The following is a 22,935-nucleotide window of genomic DNA, read 5'->3' as shown; positions in this document are numbered from 1 at the left end:
GGTAGAATTATAACATTTTATTCAGGTGTTGTAAATAGTTTCTGATAAACTTCATTAGGATCCTTCAGGGTAGTAATAATGTTGAGGTCTAGGTGGTGCTCAAAGCCGTTTACATAACCACGTGAGGTATATTGGTGAAGATCGTAGTCCAAGTCAGTATTTGGAGCGGCATTGTAGTAGCCAGAATCATTACCGTATGTAGGAATCCAAATGGCGTCAAATTTATCCACATTGATGCTGTGGTCTTCCATGAAATAGGTTCCGACGTAAATTCCAATGTTTTTAGCGCCGAGAGTTTCTAACTCTTTTCGAAAAGCCTCCACTCCAGCATTCATATCATCCATGGTATATTCTTCAACGTCTAACCAATAGAAGGTTGGCTTGTATTTATTTGCGGCCTTATAAAAGCTTTGAGCTTCCTCCTGCATGCTCTCAATGCTATTTCCTGTGACATAGGCATAGACAGCAACAGGTATATTTCTTGCCTGGAATTCTTTAATATGGGTATCAAAGGATTTATCTAACCCATTTTTATCAGTCGCTGTATTTTCGTTTTTAGTGTGTGATCCACTTTGAATACGAACGATTGCGCCAGAAATGTTTTTGCTAAGGGTATCGTAATCAATTTCAGACGGTCTCTGCCAAGCAGAAACGTCGACGATAGGTTTCATTTCGAGCGCATTTGCAATGTAATAACTTGAGCTAGAATTTGTTGTTTTAGAACTTGTTCTGGTGTTTGATTGTTTGACTGCGGGTTCATTAGCCACCTCCGTCTTATTCACAGTATTTCCAGTCACCCCAGTGATGAAAATAAGAGCAAAGAAGGATAGGAAAAAAACAACAACAATCATCGGATTTAGTTTCTTTCTCATCTCATCAATTCTACCGTAAAATCATGAAAAAATCAAAAAAATACGATTCAAGAAATAGTAAAAGATTATCTGAACTTGACATAATAAAGGGAATAGGGTAGGCTAAATTAGTATGCATGACAAAAGTGAAAAAGTAAGACGTGTTAGTCAGCTCGTTGTTCTGTCCTCTTTGACGATTGTTTTAAGGGTGGTTTTTGGGCTATTTCCTAATATAAAGCCTCTCACGGCTATTTTCCTCATTGTTCTGTCCTATTTCAGTTTGCTGGAGAGCTGGATATTGATGATACTAGTGATGGTAGGGAGTGGCTTGCTATTTGGATTTGGCACAGTTGTTTTGTGGCAAGTTCTTAGTTTTGCTTTTATCCAATTTATATGGTGGTTGGCAATCGGTCCTTTTATCAAAAAAGAGAACATTCCCTTGTGGCTACAGAGTCTTCTGGCGGGGATTCTTGTCTTTTTGTATGGGCTAACGATAAGTTTTTTATCTGCTACACAGTTTGGGACTTCCCCTATCGTCTTCTGGCTTAATGGTTTAGTCTTTGATAGTTTACACGCTGCTTCAACAGTTTTGTTTTATCCAATTATTGATTATATTTTTAGGAGATTTTATAAATGAAAAAAATCAGTATTATGTTGATGGTTGTCTTCTCGCTCTTCTTGGCTGCTTGTACAAACACTACTGAGAAACAGAGTGACTCGGCTATTGAAGTCACTTTGCAGATTACAACCAAGGACAAAGAGAATCGTCAGGAAGTGACTGCGGAAGAAGGTGATAGTGTCATGGATGTACTTAAAGAACATCATGACATTGTAGAAGACAATGGTTTGATAACAGAAATTGATGGTGTTAGCCAAGATACGAGTACCAATACATACTGGATGTATAAAGTTAATGGCCAAATGGCTGATAAAGGGGCGAAAGACCTTACAGTTGCGAATGGGGATGAAATTGAATTTTATCTTGAAACATTTGAATAGATATGAAAGGCTTCGGCCTTTTTCTTGTCGACAAAAGTTAGTTCCGAATGTTTGCAGAGCAACTTAGAAAGTGATAAGTATTTTTATACAAAGTATGCTATAATAAGAGCTATACTCGAAGAAGGTTGGATAAGCAATGAAGATTGACAAACGTCAGTTGTTGAATTACTCCATACTGATTCCCTATCTCATCTTATCGGTGATTGGGTTGGTCATGGTGTATTCGACAACCAGTGCTACGCAAATTATTAATGGTGGAAATCCATTTAGAACAGTGATTAACCAGACAGGATTCTGGATTGTCAGTTTGGTAGCAATCTATACGATTTATCGTATGAAATTAAGTTTTTTACGCAAGAAAGCCGTTATCTATTCGGTTATTTTGGTAGAAGTATTTCTGTTGGCTATTTCTCGGTTGTTTCCTCCGATTAAGGGGGCTCATGGCTGGATTCCTCTGCCAATCGCAGGAACCTTGCAGCCGGCAGAATATTTGAAATTAATTATCATTTGGTATCTGGCACATGAGTTTGCAAAACAACAGGCGGATATTCGGACTTATGACTATGTATCGTTGATTAAAGGAAGTTGGATTCCGAAAGAGTTTACAGATTGGCGGGTGGTCAGTCTGCTCCTCCTAGGTCTAGTTGCGACACTGCCAGACTTGGGAAATGCGACGATTATTGTGCTGATTATGGTCGTGATGATTAGTGTGAGTGGGATTGCCTATCGCTGGTTTTCAACAGCGTTTTTGGGAATTGTGGCCGCCTCAACAGTTATTCTAGGGACTATTCGTATTTTGGGTGTAGAAACGGTGGAAAAAATTCCGCTCTTTGGTTATATTGCTCGTCGATTCGCGGCCTATTTTGATCCATTTGGTAATGCCACCAATGCAGGTCTTCAATTGACTCATTCTTACTATGCGATGAGTAACGGTGGATGGCTTGGACGTGGCTTGGGAAATTCGATTGAGAAAAAGGGGTATCTACCAGAGGCCCACACCGACTTTGCGTTTTCGATTGTCATTGAAGAGCTCGGTTTTGTCGGAGCTAGTTTAATTCTAGCCTTATTGTTATTTTTGATTATTCGAATTATTATTGTAGGCGTCCGTGCTCGTAGTCCATTTAATGCGATGATGGCACTTGGAATGGCAGGTATGCTTCTGATTCAAACATTTGTCAATATCGGAGGAATTTCAGGAATTATTCCTGCAACGGGGGTAACTTTCCCTTTCTTGTCACAGGGTGGATCGAGTCTTTTGATTATTTCCATCGGGATAGGGTTTGTTTTGAATATTGATGCTAGTGAAAAACGTCGATTAATTGAAGAAGAAATAGAGCGTACGCTAATTTAGATATAGGAAAGAGGTAGGAGATGGCTATTCAAAAATTAGAAAACTATAACAACAAGGAAGCAATCCGTGAAGAAGTAACGATTCTAACATCTATTTTGGAAGAAGTAGCAGCCCAAATGATGCCTGCAGAGACTTTTGCTAAAATTGTAGAATTATCTCAATTGTCTCGTCAAGATGATTATCAGGCATTGATTGCTATTATCAGTCAGTTGAATAATGATGAACTAGCAGTTATTTCTCGATACTTTGCTGTTTTGCCACTTTTGATTAATATATCAGAAGATGTTGATTTGGCCTATGAAATCAACCATCAAAACAATATTGATCAAGATTATCTTGGTAAGATTTCAACAACAATTGATATGGTTTCCAAACAAGAAAATGCAGCTGAAATCCTTGAAAAGTTGAATGTTGTTCCAGTCTTGACAGCCCATCCTACTCAGGTTCAACGCCAGTCTATGCTTGATTTAACCAAGCATATTCATGAGTTGCTTCGTCGTTATCGCGATGTAAAATTGGGCTTGCTCAATAAAAACAAATGGGAAGATGAGCTCCGTTGTTACATTGAAATTATCATGCAGACGGATATGATTCGTGAGAAGAAGTTGAAGGTAACCAACGAAATCACAAACGTTATGGAGTATTACAATTCTTCCTTTATTAAGGCTGTCACTAAGTTGCAGCGGGAATACAAACGTTTGGCCGCTGAGAAAGGAATCGTCTTAAATAATCCTCGTCCAATTACAATGGGTATGTGGATTGGGGGAGACCGTGATGGAAATCCATTTGTTACTGCAGAGACCTTGAAGCTGTCAGCCTTGACTCAGTGTGAAGTCATTATGAATTATTACGATGAGCAACTCTATAAACTCTATCTGAATTTTTCGCTCTCAACTTCCATTGTAAATGTATCTACAGCGGTTAAGATGCTGGCGGATTTATCTGAAGATAGTTCTGTCTACCGTGAAAATGAGCCTTATCGTCGTGCTTTTCACTATATTCAGATGAAACTTGCAAATACAAGAGATTATCTAGTTCACAATAAGCCGTCAGATGTTCGCTATAGTAATGTAGCCGAGTTTAAAGCTGATTTATTAGCCATCAAACAATCTTTGATTGAAAATAAATCTATGGCGCTATTGAAAGGTGATTTTACAGAATTACTTGAAGCGGTTGAAGCGTTTGGTTTCTACCTAGCTAGTATCGATATGCGCCAAGACTCTTCTATTCATGAAGCAAGTGTTGCGGAACTATTGGCTTCTGCCCGTATCGTAGAAGACTACTCCAGTTTATCTGAGGAAGCTAAATGCCATGTTCTTTTGAAACAGTTGGAAACTGATCCACGCATTCTTTCCGCAACGCACATGCCAAAGTCAGAACAATTAGAAAAAGAATTGGCCATCTTTGCTGCTGCGCGTGAATTGAAAGATAAGCTAGGTGAGGAAATCATCAAGCAACATATTATTTCACACTCGGAGAGTGTTTCTGATTTGCTGGAATTAGCTGTCCTATTAAAAGAAGTTGGTCTAGTAGATGTCGATAAGGCCCGTGTTCAGATTGTTCCACTTTTTGAGACAATCGAGGACTTAGATAATGCACCTGATACCATGCGTCAATATCTGCAATTAGATTTAGCGAAACGTTGGATTGCAGGCAATAAATACTACCAAGAAATCATGCTTGGCTACTCAGATTCCAACAAGGATGGTGGCTACCTATCCTCAGGCTGGACACTCTACAAAGCACAGAATGAATTGACGCAAATTGGTCAGGACTACGGAGTAAACATCACCTTCTTCCACGGTCGTGGAGGTACTGTTGGTCGTGGTGGTGGTCCTTCCTACGATGCGATTACATCTCAGCCATTTGGTTCCATCAAGGACCGGCTTCGTTTGACAGAACAAGGCGAAGTGATAGGCAATAAATATGGTAACAAAGACGCAGCCTACTATAATTTAGAAATGCTGGTATCTGCAACGCTTGACCGTATGGTCACACAAATGATTACCGATCCAAATGAAATCGATGGCTATCGCGAAACCATGGATGAAATTGTATCAGATAGCTATCGTATTTATAGAGATCTTGTATTCAACAATCCACATTTTTATGATTATTTCTTTGCCGCTAGTCCAATTCGTGAAGTATCAAGCCTGAACATTGGCTCACGTCCAGCGGCTCGAAAAACCATCACAGAAATCGGTGGTTTGCGTGCGATTCCATGGGTATTCTCCTGGTCACAAAACCGTGTCATGTTGCCAGGTTGGTATGGAGTTGGTTCAAGTTTCAAACGCTTTATTGATAAGCACCCTGATAATTTGTCTAAGTTACAAAAAATGTACGAATCTTGGCCATTCTTCCGTTCACTTCTATCAAACGTGGATATGGTATTGTCTAAATCCAATATGAATATCGCACTTGAATATGCTAAAATGTGTGAAAGCGAAGAGGTACGAAATATCTTCCATGTCATTTTAGATGAATGGCAGTTGACCAAAGAAATCATTTTATCAATCGAGCGAAATGATGAGCTTTTAGCAGAACTACCGTTCCTAAAAGCCAGTCTTGATTATCGCATGCCGTATTTCAACGTACTTAACTATATTCAGATTGAGTTGATTCATCGTCTTCGTCGTGGAGAATTGAGCAAAGAACAAGAAAACCTCATCCACATCACCATCAACGGTGTGGCGACAGGTTTGCGCAACTCAGGTTAATAGGCATAAAACAACTTCTTCGGAGGTTGTTTTTTTAATACTGTAAAGGATATAATATTTTTAAAAATGTGTAACCAAATAGAATTCTATTCGTTATATTAGTGAAAGGAGGAGATGAGCATCAAATTGGATGAGTATGAAAAAGAAGTCATCGGCATTGCCGAGGAGATTTCCTACTACCTGCAAAAATCAGGCGCCACATTTGCAGACAGCCAGGATATAGCCCAGGATGTACTAGTGAAAATTTTAGAAGCAGAACTTGTCCTTCCTTTTGGTAAATTACGAGCCTGGCTTTATCGTTCGGCAGTTAGAGCCTACATCGACAAATATAGGAGGGACAAGCACTATCATGAAATTCTACAAAGGGAATTTTTTACTAGCGAGCAAGTATTGGTTTATGACCAAGATGGTTATGAAGAACTATATCAGGCAGTAGCAGACCTGCCAGCCAAGTATCAGCATGTCATTGACCTTTACTATTTTCAGGATATGAGTGTCAAAGAGATTGCGCATATTTTAGGTGCTGGTCAAAGTTGGGTGAAAATCAATCTTTACCGCGGTCGAAAACTTCTAGCAAAAAACTTAAAAGAGAAAGGGTATGAATATGAAAACTTTTGAAATTGCAACAAAGAAAAGTAAGAAAAGACACTTATGGAAAACAGTTGGTCTATCTATATTAGGGCTCTTGCTGATAACGGGAGCGACCTTGAAGACCTTGCAGATTTTGACTGCCAATAATGGTGAAAAAATCTATCAAGAACACGAATTATTGTCACAAGTTGCCTATCCAAACATTGAATACTCAACCTACTATTATAAAGCGACCTCTCTATTTGCTGGAGCTGTCCATGCAGATCGCCACAAAGACTTGGCAGGGGTTCCAGTTGCCTTTGGTGACTATGAATACCACTATGATTGGTTGGGAACGTATTTGAACTTTTCTCAGGATGGACCTTCTTATAAGGGAGAAATTGCCTATGATCGTCAAACCTGGTCAAAACTCCCTCTCTTCTATAATACGGAGAAAGTTGACACAGATGACTTTGCAACTGTTCCCAGTCAAGAACTTTCTCTAGTGAAAGACATGTCCAATCAGCTAGTAGAAGTAGCCATCACTTTTAATAAAAAATATAGTTTTGGAGACTTGCAGACCATGCTTCCTCAAAATTTAAAAAAGAATTGGTACTGGATCGGAACAGCTTCTAAGAAGAACACAGCTGATTTTCGCATTGATCAGTTGTTTGGTTTTCAAGGAGAGGCTCTAAAGGTTTATGAACCAGATGCTGAATTACCAGCAGAGGCAGCGACATGGAATCCTTTAACACCGATGAAAAAAATAGCAGAACAGTATAATCATTATATAGGGGAATACGCACTCGTTACAGATGTCAAAACTTTCTTGGACAAATTTGGTAAAACGGACTTCTCTAAACAAGAAGAGATTGATAAGCTAGAATTTGCGGGCATTATCCTAACAGGGAAGGCAGAAGACTTTGCTCAGTTGGAAGGCAAGGACTGGATTTATGCTTCTAGTATTGGTGCGTCCATTCCTATTCAGCCTTATTATCAACTGCATCATTAAGTGAAAATAGTCAATATATTTTCAATACCTATAGCAAGAGGCTTGTCAGGGAATCGTAGGATGATTGAATGGAGAAAGGTCTGTCGCAGTAGTCTCGTATTTGTGGCACCTTGTAGTTATGGTAACATCAATATCCCTATGGAAGTGAGGTGTTTTTAGTTGAGTAATAGGTTAAAATGGGATGATAAAAAAGTTATAAGCGAAGCTAATAGCCCTTGCAGAAAATGGATAAAATAAAAAACGATAGAAAATGCTTGCAATTCTGCCACAATTTGATAGAATAGTAAGGTAAAGTTAGACTGTATTGCCTACTGTCTATCTATAAAATATATTTTATTGGAGGCTTTTACCAAAATGGCAAAAGAAAAATACGATCGTAGTAAACCCCACGTTAACATTGGTACAATTGGACACGTTGACCACGGTAAAACTACTTTGACAGCAGCTATCACAACTGTATTGGCACGTCGCTTGCCTTCATCAGTTAACCAACCAAAAGACTATGCGTCTATCGATGCTGCTCCTGAAGAGCGCGAGCGCGGTATCACTATCAACACTGCACACGTTGAGTACGAAACTGAAAAACGTCACTATGCTCACATCGACGCTCCAGGACACGCGGACTACGTTAAAAACATGATCACTGGTGCTGCTCAGATGGACGGTGCGATCCTTGTAGTAGCTTCAACTGACGGTCCAATGCCACAAACTCGTGAGCACATCCTTCTTTCACGTCAGGTTGGTGTTAAACACCTTATCGTCTTCATGAACAAAGTTGACTTGGTTGACGATGAAGAATTGCTTGAGTTGGTTGAAATGGAAATCCGTGACCTTCTTTCAGAATACGATTTCCCAGGTGATGATCTTCCAGTTATCCAAGGTTCAGCTCTTAAAGCCCTTGAAGGTGACTCTAAGTACGAAGACATCGTTATGGAATTGATGAACACTGTTGATGAGTACATTCCAGAACCAGAACGCGACACTGACAAACCATTGTTGCTTCCAGTCGAGGACGTATTCTCAATCACTGGTCGTGGTACTGTAGCTTCAGGACGTATCGACCGTGGTACTGTTCGTGTCAACGACGAAATCGAAATCGTTGGTCTTCAAGAAGAAAAATCTAAAGCAGTTGTTACTGGTGTTGAAATGTTCCGTAAACAACTTGACGAAGGTCTTGCCGGCGATAACGTTGGTGTGCTTCTTCGTGGTGTACAACGTGATGAAATCGAACGTGGTCAAGTTATCTCTAAACCAGGTTCTATCAACCCACACACTAAATTCAAAGGTGAAGTTTACATCCTTACTAAAGAAGAAGGTGGACGTCACACTCCATTCTTCGACAACTACCGTCCACAGTTCTACTTCCGTACAACTGACGTAACTGGTTCAATCAAATTGCCAGAAGGTACTGAAATGGTAATGCCTGGTGATAACGTTACTATCGACGTTGAATTGATCCACCCAATCGCCGTTGAACAAGGTACTACTTTCTCTATCCGTGAAGGTGGACGTACTGTTGGTTCAGGTATGGTTACAGAAATCGAAGCTTAATTCGATTGAGTTCCCAGAAATAACAATTATAGTCAGACAACTTAATTGTAACTCTCTACTTTCGGGTAGAGAGTTTTTCTGTAAGTATTCATAAAATGCACAGAAATGCTTTAACCTTGCCTGATTTTATGCTATAATGGACCTTGTAAAATAAAAAAGAAGAGGTATGTGAAATGTCACGTAAACCAATTATTGCCGGTAACTGGAAAATGAACAAAAATCCTCAAGAAGCACAAGCATTCGTTGAGGCTATTGCAGGAAAATTGCCTGCAGGCGACAAAATTGAAGCAGCTATCGCAGCTCCAGCTGTAGATTTGAACGCTCTCTTGTGGTTCGCTAAAGATTCTGAATTGAAAGTTGCTGCTCAAAACTGCTACTTTGAAGATGCTGGTGCTTTCACTGGTGAAACATCTCCAAAAGTATTGGCTGAAATGGGTGTTAACTATGTTGTTATCGGTCACTCAGAGCGTCGTGATTACTTCCACGAAACTGATGAAGATATTAATAAAAAAGCTCATGCAATCTTCCGTAACGGTTTGACTCCAATCATCTGTTGTGGTGAGTCACTTGAAACTTACGAAGCTGGCAAAGCAGTAGAATTTGTAGGTGCACAGGTTTCTGCAGCTTTGAAAGGCTTGACTGCTGAACAAGTAGCATCACTTGTTATTGCTTACGAGCCAATCTGGGCAATCGGTACTGGTAAATCAGCTACTAAAGACGATGCACAAAACATGTGTAAAGCTGTCCGTGACGTTGTTGCTGCTGATTTCGGTCAAGAAGTTGCAGACAAAGTTCGCGTTCAATACGGTGGTTCTGTAAACCCATCAAACGTTGCTGAATACATGGCATGTCCAGACGTTGACGGTGCGCTTGTTGGTGGTGCATCACTTGAAGCAGAAAGCTTCTTGGCTTTGTTGAACTTCTAATAACAAAAAGCATCGGATTTTGAATTCGATGCTTTTTTTGATATTTTAAGAGGCTATTTCAGTACCCACTCTCTCAGAGCGTGAGCTACACCGCTCTCATCATTTGACTTCGTAATGTATTTGGCGATTTTCTTCAGTTCAGGATTTCCGTTTTCCATGACAACAGGATTACCGACGACTTCCAACATTGGACGGTCATTTTCTTGGTCACCGATGGCCATGGTTTGATCCATAGTTAGTCCAAGCTTCTCGGCTAGATGAATGATAGCTTGTCCCTTGTTAACAGTTTTAGGGGTGATTTCCAAATAAAATGGTGCTGATTTTGCTACGTTGTACTTCTCAGTCAAACTGGTCGGTAGAAGTGGAATAGCAGCATCAAGAATTTCTGGCTCATCAACCATCATTGTTTTGATGATTTCCTTGTCAGCCATTTCTTCAGGAGTGCGATAGAAAATGGGTGCACTTACTAGTGTGGATTCGTAAATGGTGTATTTACCGATGTTACGGTTGGCAGTATAGATACCTTCCTTGGTGCTGGCATGCATTGGGAGCTTGAGTTTACGGGCAGCAGATTCGATGTCGAGATAATCCTCATAAGTCAAGGTATCTTTGACAATATCCTCACCAGTTGCTGCATCTTGGACTAAGCCACCGTTAAAAGTGATGACGTAGTCACCTGCTTCTGTAAGATTGAGTTCTTCTAAAATTGCTTGAACACCGGAAATGGGGCGACCAGTAGCAATAACAATTTTAACGCCTGCTTTTTTTGCTTCTTGGATTGCTGAGTGTACTTCAGCTGTAATTTGGTGTTGACTATTTAGTAGTGTACCATCAATATCGATGGCGACAAGTTTAATGCTCATTTGATTCTCCAATTATAAAATGATCGTTATGTATGTGGCTGTTAAAATCAGCTATTTGAGGTGCGAAGATTCCTGTTTCTTCTAACATTTCTTTTGGGAAATAGAAGCGGCTATCGCCATGGATTGTGCCTGATAAGGAATGGACAATTGGTGATAGAGAGGACAGTTCTACCAAGGTTTCATCTTTGCGATAAATCTCAATTTGAGTCCGTTTCTTTTCTGCATTCGGTCGGTAAATGTCATACGGCAAATCAAAGTTGTGGTGAATAGCAGTATAGTATTCTGGGTCAAACCCGACGTCTGCGACCAGGCTACGCAGGCGGTCCAAAGCTTCCTCTTCTTCGGCCTTGAAAGTGATGGATTTGAGCACTTTCCTATTGATATAGCGCTGGGCTAAGTCAGATAATATACGATCTGGTCCATCTATCCATGATTGAAAGTAAGTATTCATAACTCCATCATCCAGACTGAGGTAGTCGGTTAGACGGATACGATGCTCAAAAAAAGGTAATAGCCGAGGTGAAGTTCGTGCAAAAAACTCCTGTTCACTAGTATATAGTAGTTTGGCACGATTGAGTAAATTCTGCAATAGGACTTCCATAGAGCGGCTTGCTGGATGAAAATAGACTTGCATGTACATCTGGTAGCGGCTGAGAACGTAGTCTTCTACTGCATGCATACCAGATTCTTTGAAGGCAATTCCATTTTCTGTCGGGCGAATGACACGTAATATCCTAGTTAGGTCAAATTCACCATAGTTCGCACCTGTGAAGTAGGAATCTCGTAATAGATAATCCATCCGGTCAACATCAATCTGGCTCGAAATGAGTTGAACGACCTGTTTATTTGGATAGGTGTGTTTGATAACACTAGCAACCTTGTCTGGAAACTCAGGTGAAACTTGTTTCAACAGAGCATTGATCTCCGTTTCTGGACTAGTAATAATAGCACAGGTCATTTCCTCATGGTCTGTATCAAATAGACGCTCGAAGGTATGAGAATAGGCTCCGTGTCCGACATCATGGAGTAGCGCAGCAACCATGGTCAGTAGGGACTCATTTGTATCCCAGATTTGTGGATACTTGTCTTCAAATTTTTGAGTAATCCGTCTGGCGATTTCGTAGGCGCCAAGGCAGTGCGAAAAGCGGCTATGCTCACCACCATGGAAGGTATAGGAGGTAGTCCCTAGTTGCTTGATGCGGCGTAATCGCTGAAATTCTTTTGTGTTGATAAGTTTATAAATCAGCTCATGATCAACATGTACATAGTTATGAACTGGATCGCGAAATACTTTTTCTATCATAGTTTCATTATAACAAAAAAGGGAGACAAATTCCTGATTTTTCTAAAACACAAGGATATTGCTATGTACCAAATGGAATCTTTTGGTATAATGAAGAGATGAATAATCAAATTATCTTATTAACTATTCAGGTCTTTATTGTAGCCCTAATTCTTTGGATGCTTTACACAATTCTATCCTATGCTAAAAAGCATGATATTTCTCTAAAAGAGAAGTTTTGGACAGGATTTGGTATCGGTTATGTTACTGATTTGCTAGACACCTTGGGGATTGGAACCTTTGCAACGACAACCACTATGTTTAAACTGACAAAGTTGGTGGAAGACGATCGTAAAATTCCTGCGACCATGACAACGGCGCACATCATACCAGTCTTAGTAGAGGCGCTATTGTTTATTACGATAGTTGAGGTTGATATGGTCACTCTGATTGCTATGGCAGCAGCGGCATTTACGGGTGCCTTTGTTGGTGCCAAGGTAACTCAAAAATGGGATACAAAGAAAGTTCAACGAATTCTTGGGATTTTACTAATTATTGCAGCCTGTTTCATGGTCTATCGCATGATTACTAACCCTGGCGCAGATCTTACCAATGAAGTAAAGGGCTTAACTGGTTGGAAACTGGCTGTTGGTATTGCCTTTGATTTTATGGTGGGAATGCTGATGAGTATGGGACTGGGTAACTATGCTCCTGAGTTAATTTTCTTCTCATTGATGGGAATTAGTCCATCGGTTGCTCTTCCAGTTATGATGTTGAATGCTGCTATGATTATGACAGCTGGTGCCAAGCAGTTTATCCAATCAGGACGAGTAAACTGGCCAGGAGTTCCAGGAATCATTGTCGGTGGGGTGCTAGGTGTTTTGACAGCCGCATTCTTCCTATCAAATTTGGATATTAATAGTTTGAAAATTTTAGTTGTCTTCATTGCAGCGTATACAGGCTTTACTCTGCTTCGCTCATCCTTTGTTACTAGGATTAAAAAATAGTAGGAGGAACTATGAATATTCATTTACGAAATGAAATTGATCTGGACGGGCAGATTGAGGTAGTGGATCAGCAATTTCAAGTGGAAGTTAAGGAAAAAGATGGGAATATCTATCTCATTTATAGTAACGATGAAGCTGAAAAAGTTGTCATAAAATGTGACGAAGAAGAGTTAGTGATGACACGCTTTTCCACTCCGAAGTCTATTATGCGATTTATTTCTGGTAAAGAAGCTATTGTGACCATTCCTACACCGTTAGGAATCCAGCATTTTGTGACCGATACAAAACGTTACCAATTAAACCGTTCGGATCAAAGTGTCCAGTTGCAATATGAATTAAAGGGATTGGAGAACCAGCAGCTTTTTGCTTCCTATGATTTGGAAATCTCGTGGAAATAATCTCTTATTTCCAGAAAAATATTCTTGAATTTCTCGGGATTTTTGATATAATAGTTAACAAATCGAGGGAGTAGCTAGCGGAAAATTCCGTGATATTGTCGTCAATCCGACTTGTTTCCGGCAATATATTAAATAGCGAGACTTGTTTTAGAACCTGTCTTCGCAAGTAAGGTATTTTTAGATAAGAGATAGTTTTTTGTCTATCAAGGCAGTTTTTTGAAGGAATACTGACTGTATTTCAAAAAAAAAACTAATACTCAATGAAAATCAAAGTTAGGCTAGGCGACGCCGATGCAGATTGAACTAAAGTTCATCAATTCAAGTCAACAACGCTTGAGTTTGATTTTCGAAGAGTATAAAGATGAGTGACAGAAAACTAGCCCTAGATAGAAGTGCCGAGCTGTGAAGAGAGGTTCTCATTAAACAGGTCTCTTTTTTATTTGTTAGGTAAAAAAGGGACCGAGAAGGAGAAGGAAATTGTCAAAAGAACAAAAACGCGATTTGTTTTATACACAGAGCGAAGAGCAAGTATTGTCAAGCATGGGGTCTTCTTTGGACGGTTTGTCTAGTGATGAGGCAAGCAAACGTCTAGCAGACTACGGTCGTAACGAATTGGATGAGGGTGAAAAACGCACACTCTTAGCTAAATTCTTGGATCAGTTCAAAGACTTGATGATTATTATTTTGATTGCAGCAGCAATCTTGACGGTGATTACAGAAGGTTCACACGGTTTGACAGATGCCATTATCATCTTGGCCGTGGTTATCTTGAACGCTGCCTTTGGTGTTTATCAAGAGGGGCAAGCTGAGGCAGCCATTGAGGCGCTAAAAAACATGTCAAGCCCAGTTGCGCGTGCGCTTCGTGACAATCATGTAGTCGAAGTTGATTCTAAAGACTTGGTACCAGGTGACATCGTCTTGCTTGAAGCAGGTGATGTTGTCCCTGCCGATATGCGTTTGTTGGAAGCTAACTCCCTCAAAATCGAAGAAGCTGCTCTTACAGGTGAGTCTGTACCAGTTGATAAAGATTTGTCAGCAGTTTTGGCTGAAGATGCACCGATCGGTGACCGTGTCAACATGGCCTACCAAAACTCAAACGTTACTTACGGACGTGGTCTTGGTGTGGTTACAAACACAGGTATGTACACAGAGGTTGGGCACATCGCTGGCATGCTTGCCAATGCTGATGAAACCGATACTCCCTTGAAGCAAAACCTCAACCAATTGTCTAAGGTCTTGACTTATGCAGTTCTTGTAATTGCAGCGGTAACGATGGCTGTTTCAGTCTTCGTACGTGGTGAAGGTATCTTGCCTGCTCTTATGACTTCTGTAGCTCTTGCGGTTGCTGCCATTCCAGAAGGTTTGCCAGCTATTGTAACGGTTGTCCTTTCACTTGGTACTCAAGTATTGGCTAAGCGTAACTCGATCATCCGTAAGTTGCCTGCTGTTGAGACTCTTGGTTCAACAGAAATCATAGCTTCAGATAAAACTGGTACTTTGACTATGAACCAGATGACTGTTGAAAAAGTCTATACAAACGGTCAATTGGTGGATGCTAAAGAAGCTTTGGATGCAAGCAATACAACGCTTCGTGTTATGAACTTTGCCAACGATACAAAAGTTGACCCAACTGGTAAATTGATCGGTGACCCAACTGAAACGGCACTTGTTCAATTTGGTTTGGACCAAAACTTTGACGTTCGTGAAGTCTTGGTATCTGAGCCTCGTGTGGCTGAATTGCCATTTGACTCAACACGTAAATTGATGTCAACTATTCACCAACAAGCTGCTGGAAACTACTTTGTAGCTGTTAAAGGTGCCCCAGACCAATTGCTCAAACGTGTAACGCAAATTGAAGAAAACGGTACAATCCGTCCGATTACCGATGCGGATAAACAAGCCATTCTTGCCACTAACAAGGACTTGGCTAAACAAGCCCTTCGTGTCTTGATGATGGCATACAAGTATGTTGATGCTATTCCTGAATTGGAATCTGACATTGTTGAAAACAACCTTATCTTCTCAGGTTTGGTTGGTATGATTGACCCTGAGCGTCCTGAAGCAGCAGAAGCTGTTCGTGTTGCTAAGGAAGCTGGTATCCGTCCAATCATGATTACGGGTGACCACCAAGATACAGCGGAGGCGATTGCCAAGCGTCTTGGTATCATCGATCCAAACGATACAGAAGACCATGTATTTACAGGTGCAGAGCTCAATGAATTGACGGATGAAGAGTTCCAAAAAGTCTTCAAACAATACTCGGTATACGCTCGTGTATCTCCAGAACATAAGGTTCGTATCGTTAAGGCTTGGCAAAATGATGGTAAGGTTGTTGCCATGACGGGTGACGGTGTTAACGATGCGCCATCACTTAAGACTGCCGACATCGGTATCGGTATGGGTATCACAGGTACGGAAGTTTCGAAAGGTGCTTCTGATATGGTCCTTGCAGATGACAACTTTGCGACTATTATCGTTGCGGTGGAAGAAGGACGTAAGGTCTTCTCAAACATCCAAAAAACCATCCAGTATCTCTTGTCAGCTAATACTGCTGAGGTATTGTGTATCTTCCTTGCTACCCTCTTTGGTTGGGACGTATTGGAGCCAGTTCATCTCCTTTGGATTAACTTGGTAACAGACACTCTTCCAGCTATCGCTCTTGGTGTTGAGCCTGCTGAACCAGGTATTATGACACACAAACCTCGTGGACGCAATTCAAGCTTCTTCTCAGGTGGTGTCCTAAGCTCTATCATCTATCAAGGTATTCTACAGACCGCTTTGGTATTGGGTGTCTATGGATTTGCCCTGCTTTACCCAGAACACAGCATTTATGAAGAAATCCATGCAGATGCTTTGACAATGGCTTACGTGACATTAGGTTTGATCCAACTGGTTCATGCATACAATGTTAAGTCTGTTTATCAGTCCGTTTTCACAGTTGGTTTGTTCAAAAATAAACTCTTCAACTGGTCAATTCCATTTGCTTTCCTTTTGTTAATGGCGACAATCGTTGTTCCAGGATTTAGCAATTTCTTCCATGTATCCGTTCTCTCTCCAACCCAGTGGTTGGTAACCATTATTGGTTCAGGCCTCATGGTTGTCGTTGTAGAAATTGTTAAATTTGTTCAACGTAAGTTGGGACTGGATGAAAAAGCTATCTAATCATAGTTATTCAGCTTATCTTTTATTACTTCGTTAACTCGCCTTGGGAGTGGGAAAGAACTCAACTAGTCAAAAAAGAGTTCGTCTTCCCACCCCCGCACAGTTGATTAGGTCAGATTTAGAGTGTGAAACACGAACAAATCTGCCAATCAACCACTGCGCTGAGATGTTGACACGAACTCTGAGAAGTGGCTTTGGACTTTTTGCCCAGCCTCCTGCGCCTCGTTGCCTTGTACTAAAAGAATATCATTTGAAAAAGCTCAGATTTAGTGGTCTGAGCTTTTTTCTATACTGATAATGTATTTTGGGAAGATTGCTTGTCCCAATAAAGTAATGGCTAGTGCTAGTATGAGGAGGATGGTTTTGACAAGAGTTGGTAAGTTAAACAGTAAGGCGATTGGTATGATAGCCAAGCTGAAATAGTAGAGAGTGAAGTATTTGCTGTTTTCCACTATTTGAACTCTATCGCCGTCTTTAACTTGAATGCTTGATTTTTTATCCCCTCGAATACTTAGTGTAACAGATGGTTGTGCAATTGGTAAGCTTAAAATTTTTCCTTGAGTAACTGGACCAGCAATTTTTCCATCTACCAGGAGCGGAAGTTTTTGGGAGGATAGTTGTTTGATAGGTTTTGGATAATGAATAATAACTCTCATATGAACCTCCTTGTAATCTAGTTTCATTATAGCAAAAAAGAAAAAAATGTAAACGATTTCCGGTACTGTTTTCCCCCTACAGGCTTGCTTGAAGAATAAGAAACTGCTATAATTTTGAAGAGGTAGGAGTTTATATGAATTATCTTCAGAATTATATTTTAAGTAAAAGCAGTTATTTGCCATCTGATAAGTTATTCATTCTGCAAAAAGAACTAGAAGATTTAGATGATGAGGCTTTAAATGTTCTTATGATGGTTGAGATGCGTCAACCTCTTGTCGCTCTTATTTTGGCTATTTTTTTCGGTGAGTTTGGTGTCGACCGTTTTTATGTCGGGAATAAAGAATTGGGATTTGCCAAGCTGATTGCTTTTGCAGTATCTTTTGTTACGCTATTTATCTTGATTGGGTTCTTGTTATTTTTGGGACTTTATTTGTGGAAGTTTATTGATTGCTTCTTGATCATGCGAGCATGTAAGGAAGCGAACTTTGAGCGTTTGATGCTACAAATCCATCAATATAAGGCTTTTCAGCATACCAATCAGACATTTTAATAAGATATTTTTGGGAATAAGGGGAGGCTTGGTAGTGTCTTCCTTTTCTGTTTTTAGTAGGCTGTAAAGTACTTGTAATATGGAACGAGCTTTGTCACAGAAGTGACATTTTATAGAACAGCATTTATGATATAATGATAAAATATGCTAGTTGAGAGGAGAATTTCTATGCAGACAAAGAAAATGAGTATGTTTTTATTTTTTGCCTATCTCCTTTTACTTACTTGGATGATTGTCTTTAAGATGGACTTGAGTATCGTATATGGACGCTATGGTTATGCTAGTATAAACTTAATTCCGTTTGCAGGAACAGCGGTCTATGATGGAGTGCTGGATTTTCCAGAAATTCTATTTAATATTGTAAGTTTTATTCCCTTTGGTATTTATATGGAAATGCTATTTCGCAAGGCATCGTGGGTGGCTAATCTATGTTTGATTATGTTAGTGAGTCTCTGCTTTGAGGTTCTGCAATATCTTCTTTTACTTGGGGTTGCAGATATAACTGATTTACTGGCTAACGGCTTAGGGGGAGCAATCGGTATTAATATCATGTATGTCTTGACCAGTATTTGGCGGGAGAAGGCATATGTTCGTATGAATATTTTTTGTTTTGTGCTAACGTTTTTTGTTATATTAATAACTTATTTAGCTATGTAGGTCTTGCTAAATATATCCAAAGTTTGCTAAAATGAATGTAATGAATATCAAAGAAGAGATTATTAAATTATCTCAGGAAATCGGAATCTCGAAGATTGGTTTTACAACGGCTGATGATTTTGCTTATTTGGAGAAATCACTTCGTGCTAGTCAGGAAGAGGGGCGTTCGTCAGGATTTGAACACAAGAATATCGAAGAACGTATCCGTCCCAAACTGTCGTTAGAATCTGCCAAAACCATCATTTCTATCGCGGTAGCTTATCCTCGACATTTGCCTGTCAAACCGCAGAAGACCCAATACAAACGTGGGAAGATTACCCCTAGTTCATGGGGGCTTGATTACCACTATATCTTGCAAGATAAGATGGAGCGTTTGGCACGGGGAATTGAGAAACTGACGGATGGTTTGGAATACAAGGCTATGGTAGATACAGGAGCTTTGGTGGATACAGCGGTCGCTCGTCGTGCAGGAATTGGCTTTATCGGGAAGAATGGGCTAGTCATTTCTAAGGAATTTGGTTCCTATATGTTTCTAGGAGAATTAGTGACCAATCTAGAAATCGAACCAGATCAGCCAGTCGACTACGACTGTGGGGACTGTAATCGTTGTGTTGCAGCCTGTCCGACGTCTTGTCTATTAGGTGATACGACTATGAATGCCCGTCGTTGCTTGTCCTTTCAGACCCAGGATAAGGGTATGATGGACTTGGAGTTTCGTAAGAAAATCAAGACGGTCATCTATGGTTGTGATATTTGCCAGATTTGTTGTCCTTACAACAAGGGAATTTCCAGTCCACCTGTGGTGGAGATTGATCCAGATTTGGCTGAGCCAGAGCTGATTCCCTTTTTGGATTTGTCGAATGGACAGTTCAAGGAAAAATTCGGTCTGATTGCTGGTTCTTGGAGGGGAAAAAATATTCTCCAGCGCAATGCCATCATTGCCTTAGCTAATAGTAATGATCGCTCTGCCATTCCCAAACTCCTAGAAATCATCGATAAAAAACAAAATCCGATCCACATGGCAACGGCTATCTGGGCCTTGGGGCAATTGGTCAAACAGCCAAATGATGAGATGGTTTCCTTTATCGCAGGTATTTCATCAGACAATGATGATGTCATAGCAGAGCAAACGGCCTTTCTCAACATGGTCAAGGACTTGCAAATGTGATATAATAAATATTATGAATAAAAATGAGGTGTATATGGATACAGCAGAAATTCGCCAAAAGATTGAAGAACTTGGCAAAAAATTAACTTCTTTTAGGGGGTCTCTTTGACTTAGAAGGTCTGGAAGAAGAGATTGCCATTCTTGAGAACAAGATGACGGAGCCAGATTTTTGGAATGATAATTTGGCGGCCCAAAAGACTTCTCAGGAGTTGAATGAATTAAAAAATACCTACGGAAATTTCCATCAGATGTTGGATTTATATGATGAATCTGAAATTTTGCTGGATTTTCTAGCAGAAGACGAGTCTGTTCGGGATGAACTGGTTGAAAAGTTAGCGGAATTGGACAAAACCATGACTGCCTATGAAATGACCTTGCTCTTGTCAGAACCCTATGATCACAATAACGCTATCTTGGAAATCCATCCAGGTTCGGGTGGTACCGAAGCACAAGACTGGGGAGAAATGCTCCTGCGGATGTATCAGCGTTATGGAAATGCCAAAGGTTTTACAGTAGAAACATTGGATTATCAAGCTGGTGATGAGGCAGGTATTAAGTCCGTGACTCTAAGCTTTACTGGTCCAAACGCCTATGGCTTGCTTAAGTCAGAAATGGGTGTTCATCGTTTGGTGCGCATCTCACCTTTTGACTCAGCTAAGCGTCGTCATACTTCCTTTACATCTGTGGAGGTAATGCCTGAGTTGGATGATACCATTGAAATTGAAATCAGAGATGATGAAGTGAAGATGGATACCTTCCGTTCAGGTGGTGCTGGTGGACAGAACGTCAACAAGGTCTCAACGGGTGTTCGATTGACGCACATTCCGACAGGGATTGTGACTCAGTCCACAGTTGACCGTACTCAGTATGGAAACCGAGACCGTGCAATGAAACTCTTGCAGGCTAAATTGTATCAATTGGAGCAGGAGAAGAAAGCGGCAGAAGTAGACTCACTCAAGGGTGACAAGAAAGAGATTACTTGGGGAAGTCAGATTCGTTCTTATGTCTTTACACCTTATACAATGGTAAAAGACCACCGTACTGGTTATGAGGTGGCTCAAGTCGATAAGGTTATGGACGGAGACTTGGACGGCTTTATAGATGCTTATTTAAAATGGCGAATTAGCTAAGAACCTGTATTTACAAGTGAAGTTCTTGTAAATAAGAGATAGTTTTTCGCTCATCAAGGAAGTTTTTTTAAAGAATACGGACTGTATTTTGAAAAAACGTTCTCAAATCTAAAGAAAGGACTGTCTAAGACAGGAAATCCTATGGGAATAATAGAAATGAAAGACGTTTCCAAGAAATATGGAAACGGAACGACTGCCCTTCGCGGAGTATCAGTCAATGTTGAAGCGGGAGAATTTGCCTACATTGTAGGTCCTTCTGGTGCAGGTAAGTCAACCTTTATCAAACTCTTGTATCGGGAGGAAAAGCTCGATAAGGGGAGTCTAAAGGTTGGTAAGTTTGACCTTGCAAAAATTAAAAAGAGAGATGTTCCTCTTCTACGTCGTAGTGTAGGAGTGGTTTTCCAAGACTACAAACTCTTACCGAAAAAGACTGTCTTTGAAAATATTGCTTATGCGATGGAAGTTATCGGTGAAAAACCACGGAATATCAAGAAACGTGTAATGGAAGTCTTGGACTTGGTTGGTTTGAAACACAAGATTCGCTCTTTCCCAAATGAACTTTCAGGTGGTGAGCAACAGCGTATTGCTATTGCCCGTGCCATTGTAAATAATCCTAAAGTATTGATTGCTGATGAACCAACTGGTAACTTGGACCCTGAAAACTCTTGGGAAATCATGAATCTATTGGAGCGAATTAACTTACAGGGGACAACGATTTTGATGGCGACACACAATAGTCAGATTGTAAATACACTTCGTCACCGTGTTATTGCGATTGAAGATGGTCGTGTAGTACGTGATGAAGCGGAAGGAGAATATGGATACGATGAGTAATCGATTTTTTAGACACTTTATTGAGTCATTGAAGAGTTTGAAGCGAAATGGTTGGATGACGATTGCAGCCATTTCATCTGTAGCCATTACCCTTACCTTGGTTGGTCTATTTGCTTCAGTTATTTTGAACACAGCAAAGCTCGCTTCGGATTTGGAACAGAATGTACGTATCAATGTATACTTGAGAGCGAACTCAACTGATCAAGCTGAGACGATTGTGAACGAAGCAGGAGAGACGGTAGCTAATCCAGATTATCAAAAGGTGTACAATCAGATTACAGCCTTAGAAAATGTACAATCTGTTACTTATTCAAGTAAGGATGAACAGTTGCAGAAATTAACAGCTACCTTGGGAGATACTTGGAACCTATTCCAAGGAGATGCCAATCCACTTTACGATGCTTATATCATTGATACGACTGAACCGCAGTATGTAAAAACTGTTGCAGCAGAGATTGCTAAAATTGATGGTGTTACAGAGGTACGTGATGGGGAAGTTGAAACGGAACGTATTTTTAAATTAGCTAATCTAGTTCGTACATGGGGATTGGCAGCAACTGGCTTATTGCTGTTTACTGCTGTTTTCTTGATTTCCAATACTATTCGGATTACCATTATTTCTCGTAGCCGTGAAATTCAGATTATGCGTCTGGTTGGTGCTAAAAACAGTTATATCCGTGGACCATTCCTCTGGGAAGGTGCCTGGGTAGGTCTCCTCGGAGCTATTTTACCTTCTGTTTTAGTCTATTCTCTTTATAAGATGATTTATACTTCAGTAAATGCTAGTCTTGCTAGTCAAGATTTGTCTCTGATTAGTATGAATGTCTTTGTTCCAGGAATGATTGGCGCACTTTTTGTAATTGGTATTATTATTGGTTCCTTGGGATCAGTCATTTCCATGAACCGCTACTTAAAAATTTAATAGACAAGCTACATGTAAAAAGAGGCTGGGCAAAAAGCCCAGGCTCACTTCTCAGAGTTCGTGTTAACATCTCAGCGCAGTGGTTGATTGGGTTTAACAGTCCAGTGGACTGTTAAAGGTTGGAGATAAGATTTGCGAAGCAAATCTCAGCAGTGCGTGTTTTGCACTCCAAATCTGCCATTACGACTGTTGCGAACAAAGTTCGCTCTATTTCCAACCTCAAAAGGTTCACTGAACCTTTTGAGCTGTGCGGGGGTGGGAGTGAAACAGTCTGGGGATAGACTGTTTCAGCTCAACAATTGGAAATAAGGACTTGTTGACGAACTCT

The 22,935-nt window shown here is 40.3% G+C and carries 21 protein-coding genes; 17 read left to right on the top strand and 4 right to left on the bottom strand.

Annotated features, from left to right (window positions below; all coding sequences use genetic code 11):
• Positions 1-17 precede the first annotated feature (17 nt).
• On the bottom strand, positions 18-872 hold the full coding sequence (locus SST111_RS11425) for a glycoside hydrolase family 25 protein (RefSeq protein ID WP_024419329.1): 855 nt from the start codon (positions 870-872) through the stop codon (positions 18-20).
• A 112-nt stretch (positions 873-984) separates the two neighbouring features.
• Here SST111_RS11425 and SST111_RS11420 point away from each other — a divergent pair, with 112 nt between their 5' ends.
• The 8 genes from SST111_RS11420 to tpiA all read left to right on the top strand — a co-directional run bounded on the left by SST111_RS11420 (position 985) and on the right by tpiA (position 9,977).
• On the top strand, positions 985-1,488 hold the full coding sequence (locus tag SST111_RS11420) for a hypothetical protein (RefSeq protein WP_180274073.1): 504 nt from the start codon (positions 985-987) through the stop codon (positions 1,486-1,488).
• The gene (locus tag SST111_RS11415; protein ID WP_024419331.1) at positions 1,485-1,850 is read left to right on the top strand and encodes a DUF4430 domain-containing protein; all 366 of its coding nucleotides are present in this window, start codon (positions 1,485-1,487) and stop codon (positions 1,848-1,850) included. Before SST111_RS11420 ends, SST111_RS11415 begins: the two co-directional genes overlap by 4 nt.
• A gap of 136 nt (positions 1,851-1,986) precedes the next feature.
• Positions 1,987-3,201: a cell division peptidoglycan polymerase FtsW gene (gene ftsW, locus SST111_RS11410; RefSeq protein WP_099811496.1), complete on the top strand. Its 1,215-nt coding sequence runs from the start codon at positions 1,987-1,989 to the stop codon at positions 3,199-3,201.
• 20 nt (positions 3,202-3,221) lie between these two features.
• Entirely contained in the window at positions 3,222-5,918 is a 2,697-nt protein-coding gene (gene ppc, locus SST111_RS11405; protein ID WP_099811494.1) for a phosphoenolpyruvate carboxylase, read from the top strand.
• 114 nt (positions 5,919-6,032) lie between these two features.
• The gene (locus SST111_RS11400; RefSeq protein ID WP_099811492.1) at positions 6,033-6,536 is read left to right on the top strand and encodes an RNA polymerase sigma factor; all 504 of its coding nucleotides are present in this window, start codon (positions 6,033-6,035) and stop codon (positions 6,534-6,536) included.
• Complete coding sequence (locus tag SST111_RS11395; RefSeq protein ID WP_180274072.1) at positions 6,517-7,500, top strand: anti sigma factor C-terminal domain-containing protein; 984 nt, start codon at positions 6,517-6,519, stop codon at positions 7,498-7,500. The genes SST111_RS11400 and SST111_RS11395 overlap by 20 nt, the downstream gene beginning before the upstream one ends.
• Before the next feature lie 354 nt (positions 7,501-7,854).
• Positions 7,855-9,051: an elongation factor Tu gene (gene tuf / locus SST111_RS11390; RefSeq protein WP_012775011.1), complete on the top strand. Its 1,197-nt coding sequence runs from the start codon at positions 7,855-7,857 to the stop codon at positions 9,049-9,051.
• 173 nt (positions 9,052-9,224) lie between these two features.
• Complete coding sequence (tpiA, locus tag SST111_RS11385; protein WP_029998173.1) at positions 9,225-9,977, top strand: triose-phosphate isomerase; 753 nt, start codon at positions 9,225-9,227, stop codon at positions 9,975-9,977.
• 53 nt (positions 9,978-10,030) lie between these two features.
• On the opposite strand, the gene yidA is transcribed toward tpiA, so the two are convergent.
• On the bottom strand, positions 10,031-10,840 hold the full coding sequence (yidA, locus tag SST111_RS11380; RefSeq protein WP_024377408.1) for a sugar-phosphatase: 810 nt from the start codon (positions 10,838-10,840) through the stop codon (positions 10,031-10,033).
• Positions 10,830-12,143: an HD domain-containing protein gene (locus SST111_RS11375; protein ID WP_002936179.1), complete on the bottom strand. Its 1,314-nt coding sequence runs from the start codon at positions 12,141-12,143 to the stop codon at positions 10,830-10,832. Before SST111_RS11375 ends, yidA begins: the two co-directional genes overlap by 11 nt.
• Before the next feature lie 98 nt (positions 12,144-12,241).
• Between SST111_RS11375 and SST111_RS11370 the strand changes: the two genes are divergently transcribed.
• The 3 genes from SST111_RS11370 (at position 12,242) to SST111_RS11360 (ending at position 16,689) form a co-directional block, all read left to right on the top strand.
• Positions 12,242-13,129 carry a sulfite exporter TauE/SafE family protein gene (locus SST111_RS11370; RefSeq protein ID WP_099811490.1) on the top strand — a complete coding sequence of 296 codons (888 nt, stop codon included), beginning with the start codon at positions 12,242-12,244 and terminating at the stop codon, positions 13,127-13,129.
• A gap of 11 nt (positions 13,130-13,140) precedes the next feature.
• The gene (locus SST111_RS11365; protein WP_099811488.1) at positions 13,141-13,527 is read left to right on the top strand and encodes a DUF1934 domain-containing protein; all 387 of its coding nucleotides are present in this window, start codon (positions 13,141-13,143) and stop codon (positions 13,525-13,527) included.
• Positions 13,528-14,004: 477 nt separating this feature from the next.
• The gene (locus SST111_RS11360) at positions 14,005-16,689 is read left to right on the top strand and encodes a cation-translocating P-type ATPase (protein ID WP_099811487.1); all 2,685 of its coding nucleotides are present in this window, start codon (positions 14,005-14,007) and stop codon (positions 16,687-16,689) included.
• 266 nt (positions 16,690-16,955) lie between these two features.
• On the opposite strand, the gene SST111_RS11350 is transcribed toward SST111_RS11360, so the two are convergent.
• Complete coding sequence (locus SST111_RS11350) at positions 16,956-17,345, bottom strand: hypothetical protein (RefSeq protein ID WP_099811485.1); 390 nt, start codon at positions 17,343-17,345, stop codon at positions 16,956-16,958.
• 134 nt (positions 17,346-17,479) lie between these two features.
• Between SST111_RS11350 and SST111_RS11345 the strand changes: the two genes are divergently transcribed.
• The 6 genes from SST111_RS11345 (at position 17,480) to ftsX (ending at position 22,607) form a co-directional block, all read left to right on the top strand.
• A complete protein-coding gene (locus tag SST111_RS11345) occupies positions 17,480-17,896 on the top strand; it encodes a TM2 domain-containing protein (protein WP_099811483.1) in 417 nt (138 codons plus the stop codon).
• Positions 17,897-18,064: 168 nt separating this feature from the next.
• Positions 18,065-18,553 carry a VanZ family protein gene (locus tag SST111_RS11340; protein WP_015646579.1) on the top strand — a complete coding sequence of 163 codons (489 nt, stop codon included), beginning with the start codon at positions 18,065-18,067 and terminating at the stop codon, positions 18,551-18,553.
• Positions 18,554-18,593: 40 nt separating this feature from the next.
• A complete protein-coding gene (gene queG / locus SST111_RS11335; RefSeq protein WP_099811481.1) occupies positions 18,594-19,721 on the top strand; it encodes a tRNA epoxyqueuosine(34) reductase QueG in 1,128 nt (375 codons plus the stop codon).
• 34 nt (positions 19,722-19,755) lie between these two features.
• Positions 19,756-20,851 (top strand): peptide chain release factor 2 gene (gene prfB / locus SST111_RS11330; protein ID WP_099778768.1). Its coding sequence is split into 2 segments (ribosomal slippage): positions 19,756-19,827 and positions 19,829-20,851, totalling 1,095 coding nucleotides; the frame shifts between segments, so codons are not numbered across the junction.
• A 141-nt stretch (positions 20,852-20,992) separates the two neighbouring features.
• On the top strand, positions 20,993-21,685 hold the full coding sequence (gene ftsE, locus SST111_RS11325) for a cell division ATP-binding protein FtsE (protein ID WP_002936190.1): 693 nt from the start codon (positions 20,993-20,995) through the stop codon (positions 21,683-21,685).
• Complete coding sequence (gene ftsX / locus SST111_RS11320; RefSeq protein WP_024378183.1) at positions 21,678-22,607, top strand: permease-like cell division protein FtsX; 930 nt, start codon at positions 21,678-21,680, stop codon at positions 22,605-22,607. The genes ftsE and ftsX overlap by 8 nt, the downstream gene beginning before the upstream one ends.
• Positions 22,608-22,935: the final 328 nt, after the last annotated feature.

Source organism: Streptococcus suis YS161 (assembly GCF_002760245.1).
GTDB lineage: Bacteria > Bacillota > Bacilli > Lactobacillales > Streptococcaceae > Streptococcus > Streptococcus suis_I.
The sequence above is the reverse complement of the archived record's forward strand: the minus strand, read 5'-3'. Positions and strand labels throughout refer to the sequence as shown.

Excerpts from the sequence above, each read along its gene's own strand:
- SST111_RS11420 (WP_180274073.1), top strand. The coding sequence starts at position 985 with ATGCATGACAAAAGTGAAAAAGTAAGACGTGTTAGTCAGCTCGTTGTT.
- ppc (WP_099811494.1), top strand. The coding sequence starts at position 3,222 with ATGGCTATTCAAAAATTAGAAAACTATAACAACAAGGAAGCAATCCGT.
- yidA (WP_024377408.1), bottom strand. The coding sequence starts at position 10,840 with ATGAGCATTAAACTTGTCGCCATCGATATTGATGGTACACTACTAAAT.
- tuf (WP_012775011.1), top strand. The coding sequence starts at position 7,855 with ATGGCAAAAGAAAAATACGATCGTAGTAAACCCCACGTTAACATTGGT.
- SST111_RS11365 (WP_099811488.1), top strand. The coding sequence starts at position 13,141 with ATGAATATTCATTTACGAAATGAAATTGATCTGGACGGGCAGATTGAG.
- SST111_RS11400 (WP_099811492.1), top strand. The coding sequence starts at position 6,033 with ATGAGCATCAAATTGGATGAGTATGAAAAAGAAGTCATCGGCATTGCC.
- SST111_RS11375 (WP_002936179.1), bottom strand. The coding sequence starts at position 12,143 with ATGATAGAAAAAGTATTTCGCGATCCAGTTCATAACTATGTACATGTT.
- tpiA (WP_029998173.1), top strand. The coding sequence starts at position 9,225 with ATGTCACGTAAACCAATTATTGCCGGTAACTGGAAAATGAACAAAAAT.
- ftsW (WP_099811496.1), top strand. The coding sequence starts at position 1,987 with ATGAAGATTGACAAACGTCAGTTGTTGAATTACTCCATACTGATTCCC.
- SST111_RS11350 (WP_099811485.1), bottom strand. The coding sequence starts at position 17,345 with ATGAGAGTTATTATTCATTATCCAAAACCTATCAAACAACTATCCTCC.
- SST111_RS11345 (WP_099811483.1), top strand. The coding sequence starts at position 17,480 with ATGAATTATCTTCAGAATTATATTTTAAGTAAAAGCAGTTATTTGCCA.
- SST111_RS11370 (WP_099811490.1), top strand. The coding sequence starts at position 12,242 with ATGAATAATCAAATTATCTTATTAACTATTCAGGTCTTTATTGTAGCC.
- SST111_RS11415 (WP_024419331.1), top strand. The coding sequence starts at position 1,485 with ATGAAAAAAATCAGTATTATGTTGATGGTTGTCTTCTCGCTCTTCTTG.
- queG (WP_099811481.1), top strand. The coding sequence starts at position 18,594 with ATGAATATCAAAGAAGAGATTATTAAATTATCTCAGGAAATCGGAATC.
- SST111_RS11340 (WP_015646579.1), top strand. The coding sequence starts at position 18,065 with ATGCAGACAAAGAAAATGAGTATGTTTTTATTTTTTGCCTATCTCCTT.
- SST111_RS11395 (WP_180274072.1), top strand. The coding sequence starts at position 6,517 with ATGAATATGAAAACTTTTGAAATTGCAACAAAGAAAAGTAAGAAAAGA.
- SST111_RS11425 (WP_024419329.1), bottom strand. The coding sequence starts at position 872 with ATGAGAAAGAAACTAAATCCGATGATTGTTGTTGTTTTTTTCCTATCC.
- ftsE (WP_002936190.1), top strand. The coding sequence starts at position 20,993 with ATGGGAATAATAGAAATGAAAGACGTTTCCAAGAAATATGGAAACGGA.
- ftsX (WP_024378183.1), top strand. The coding sequence starts at position 21,678 with ATGAGTAATCGATTTTTTAGACACTTTATTGAGTCATTGAAGAGTTTG.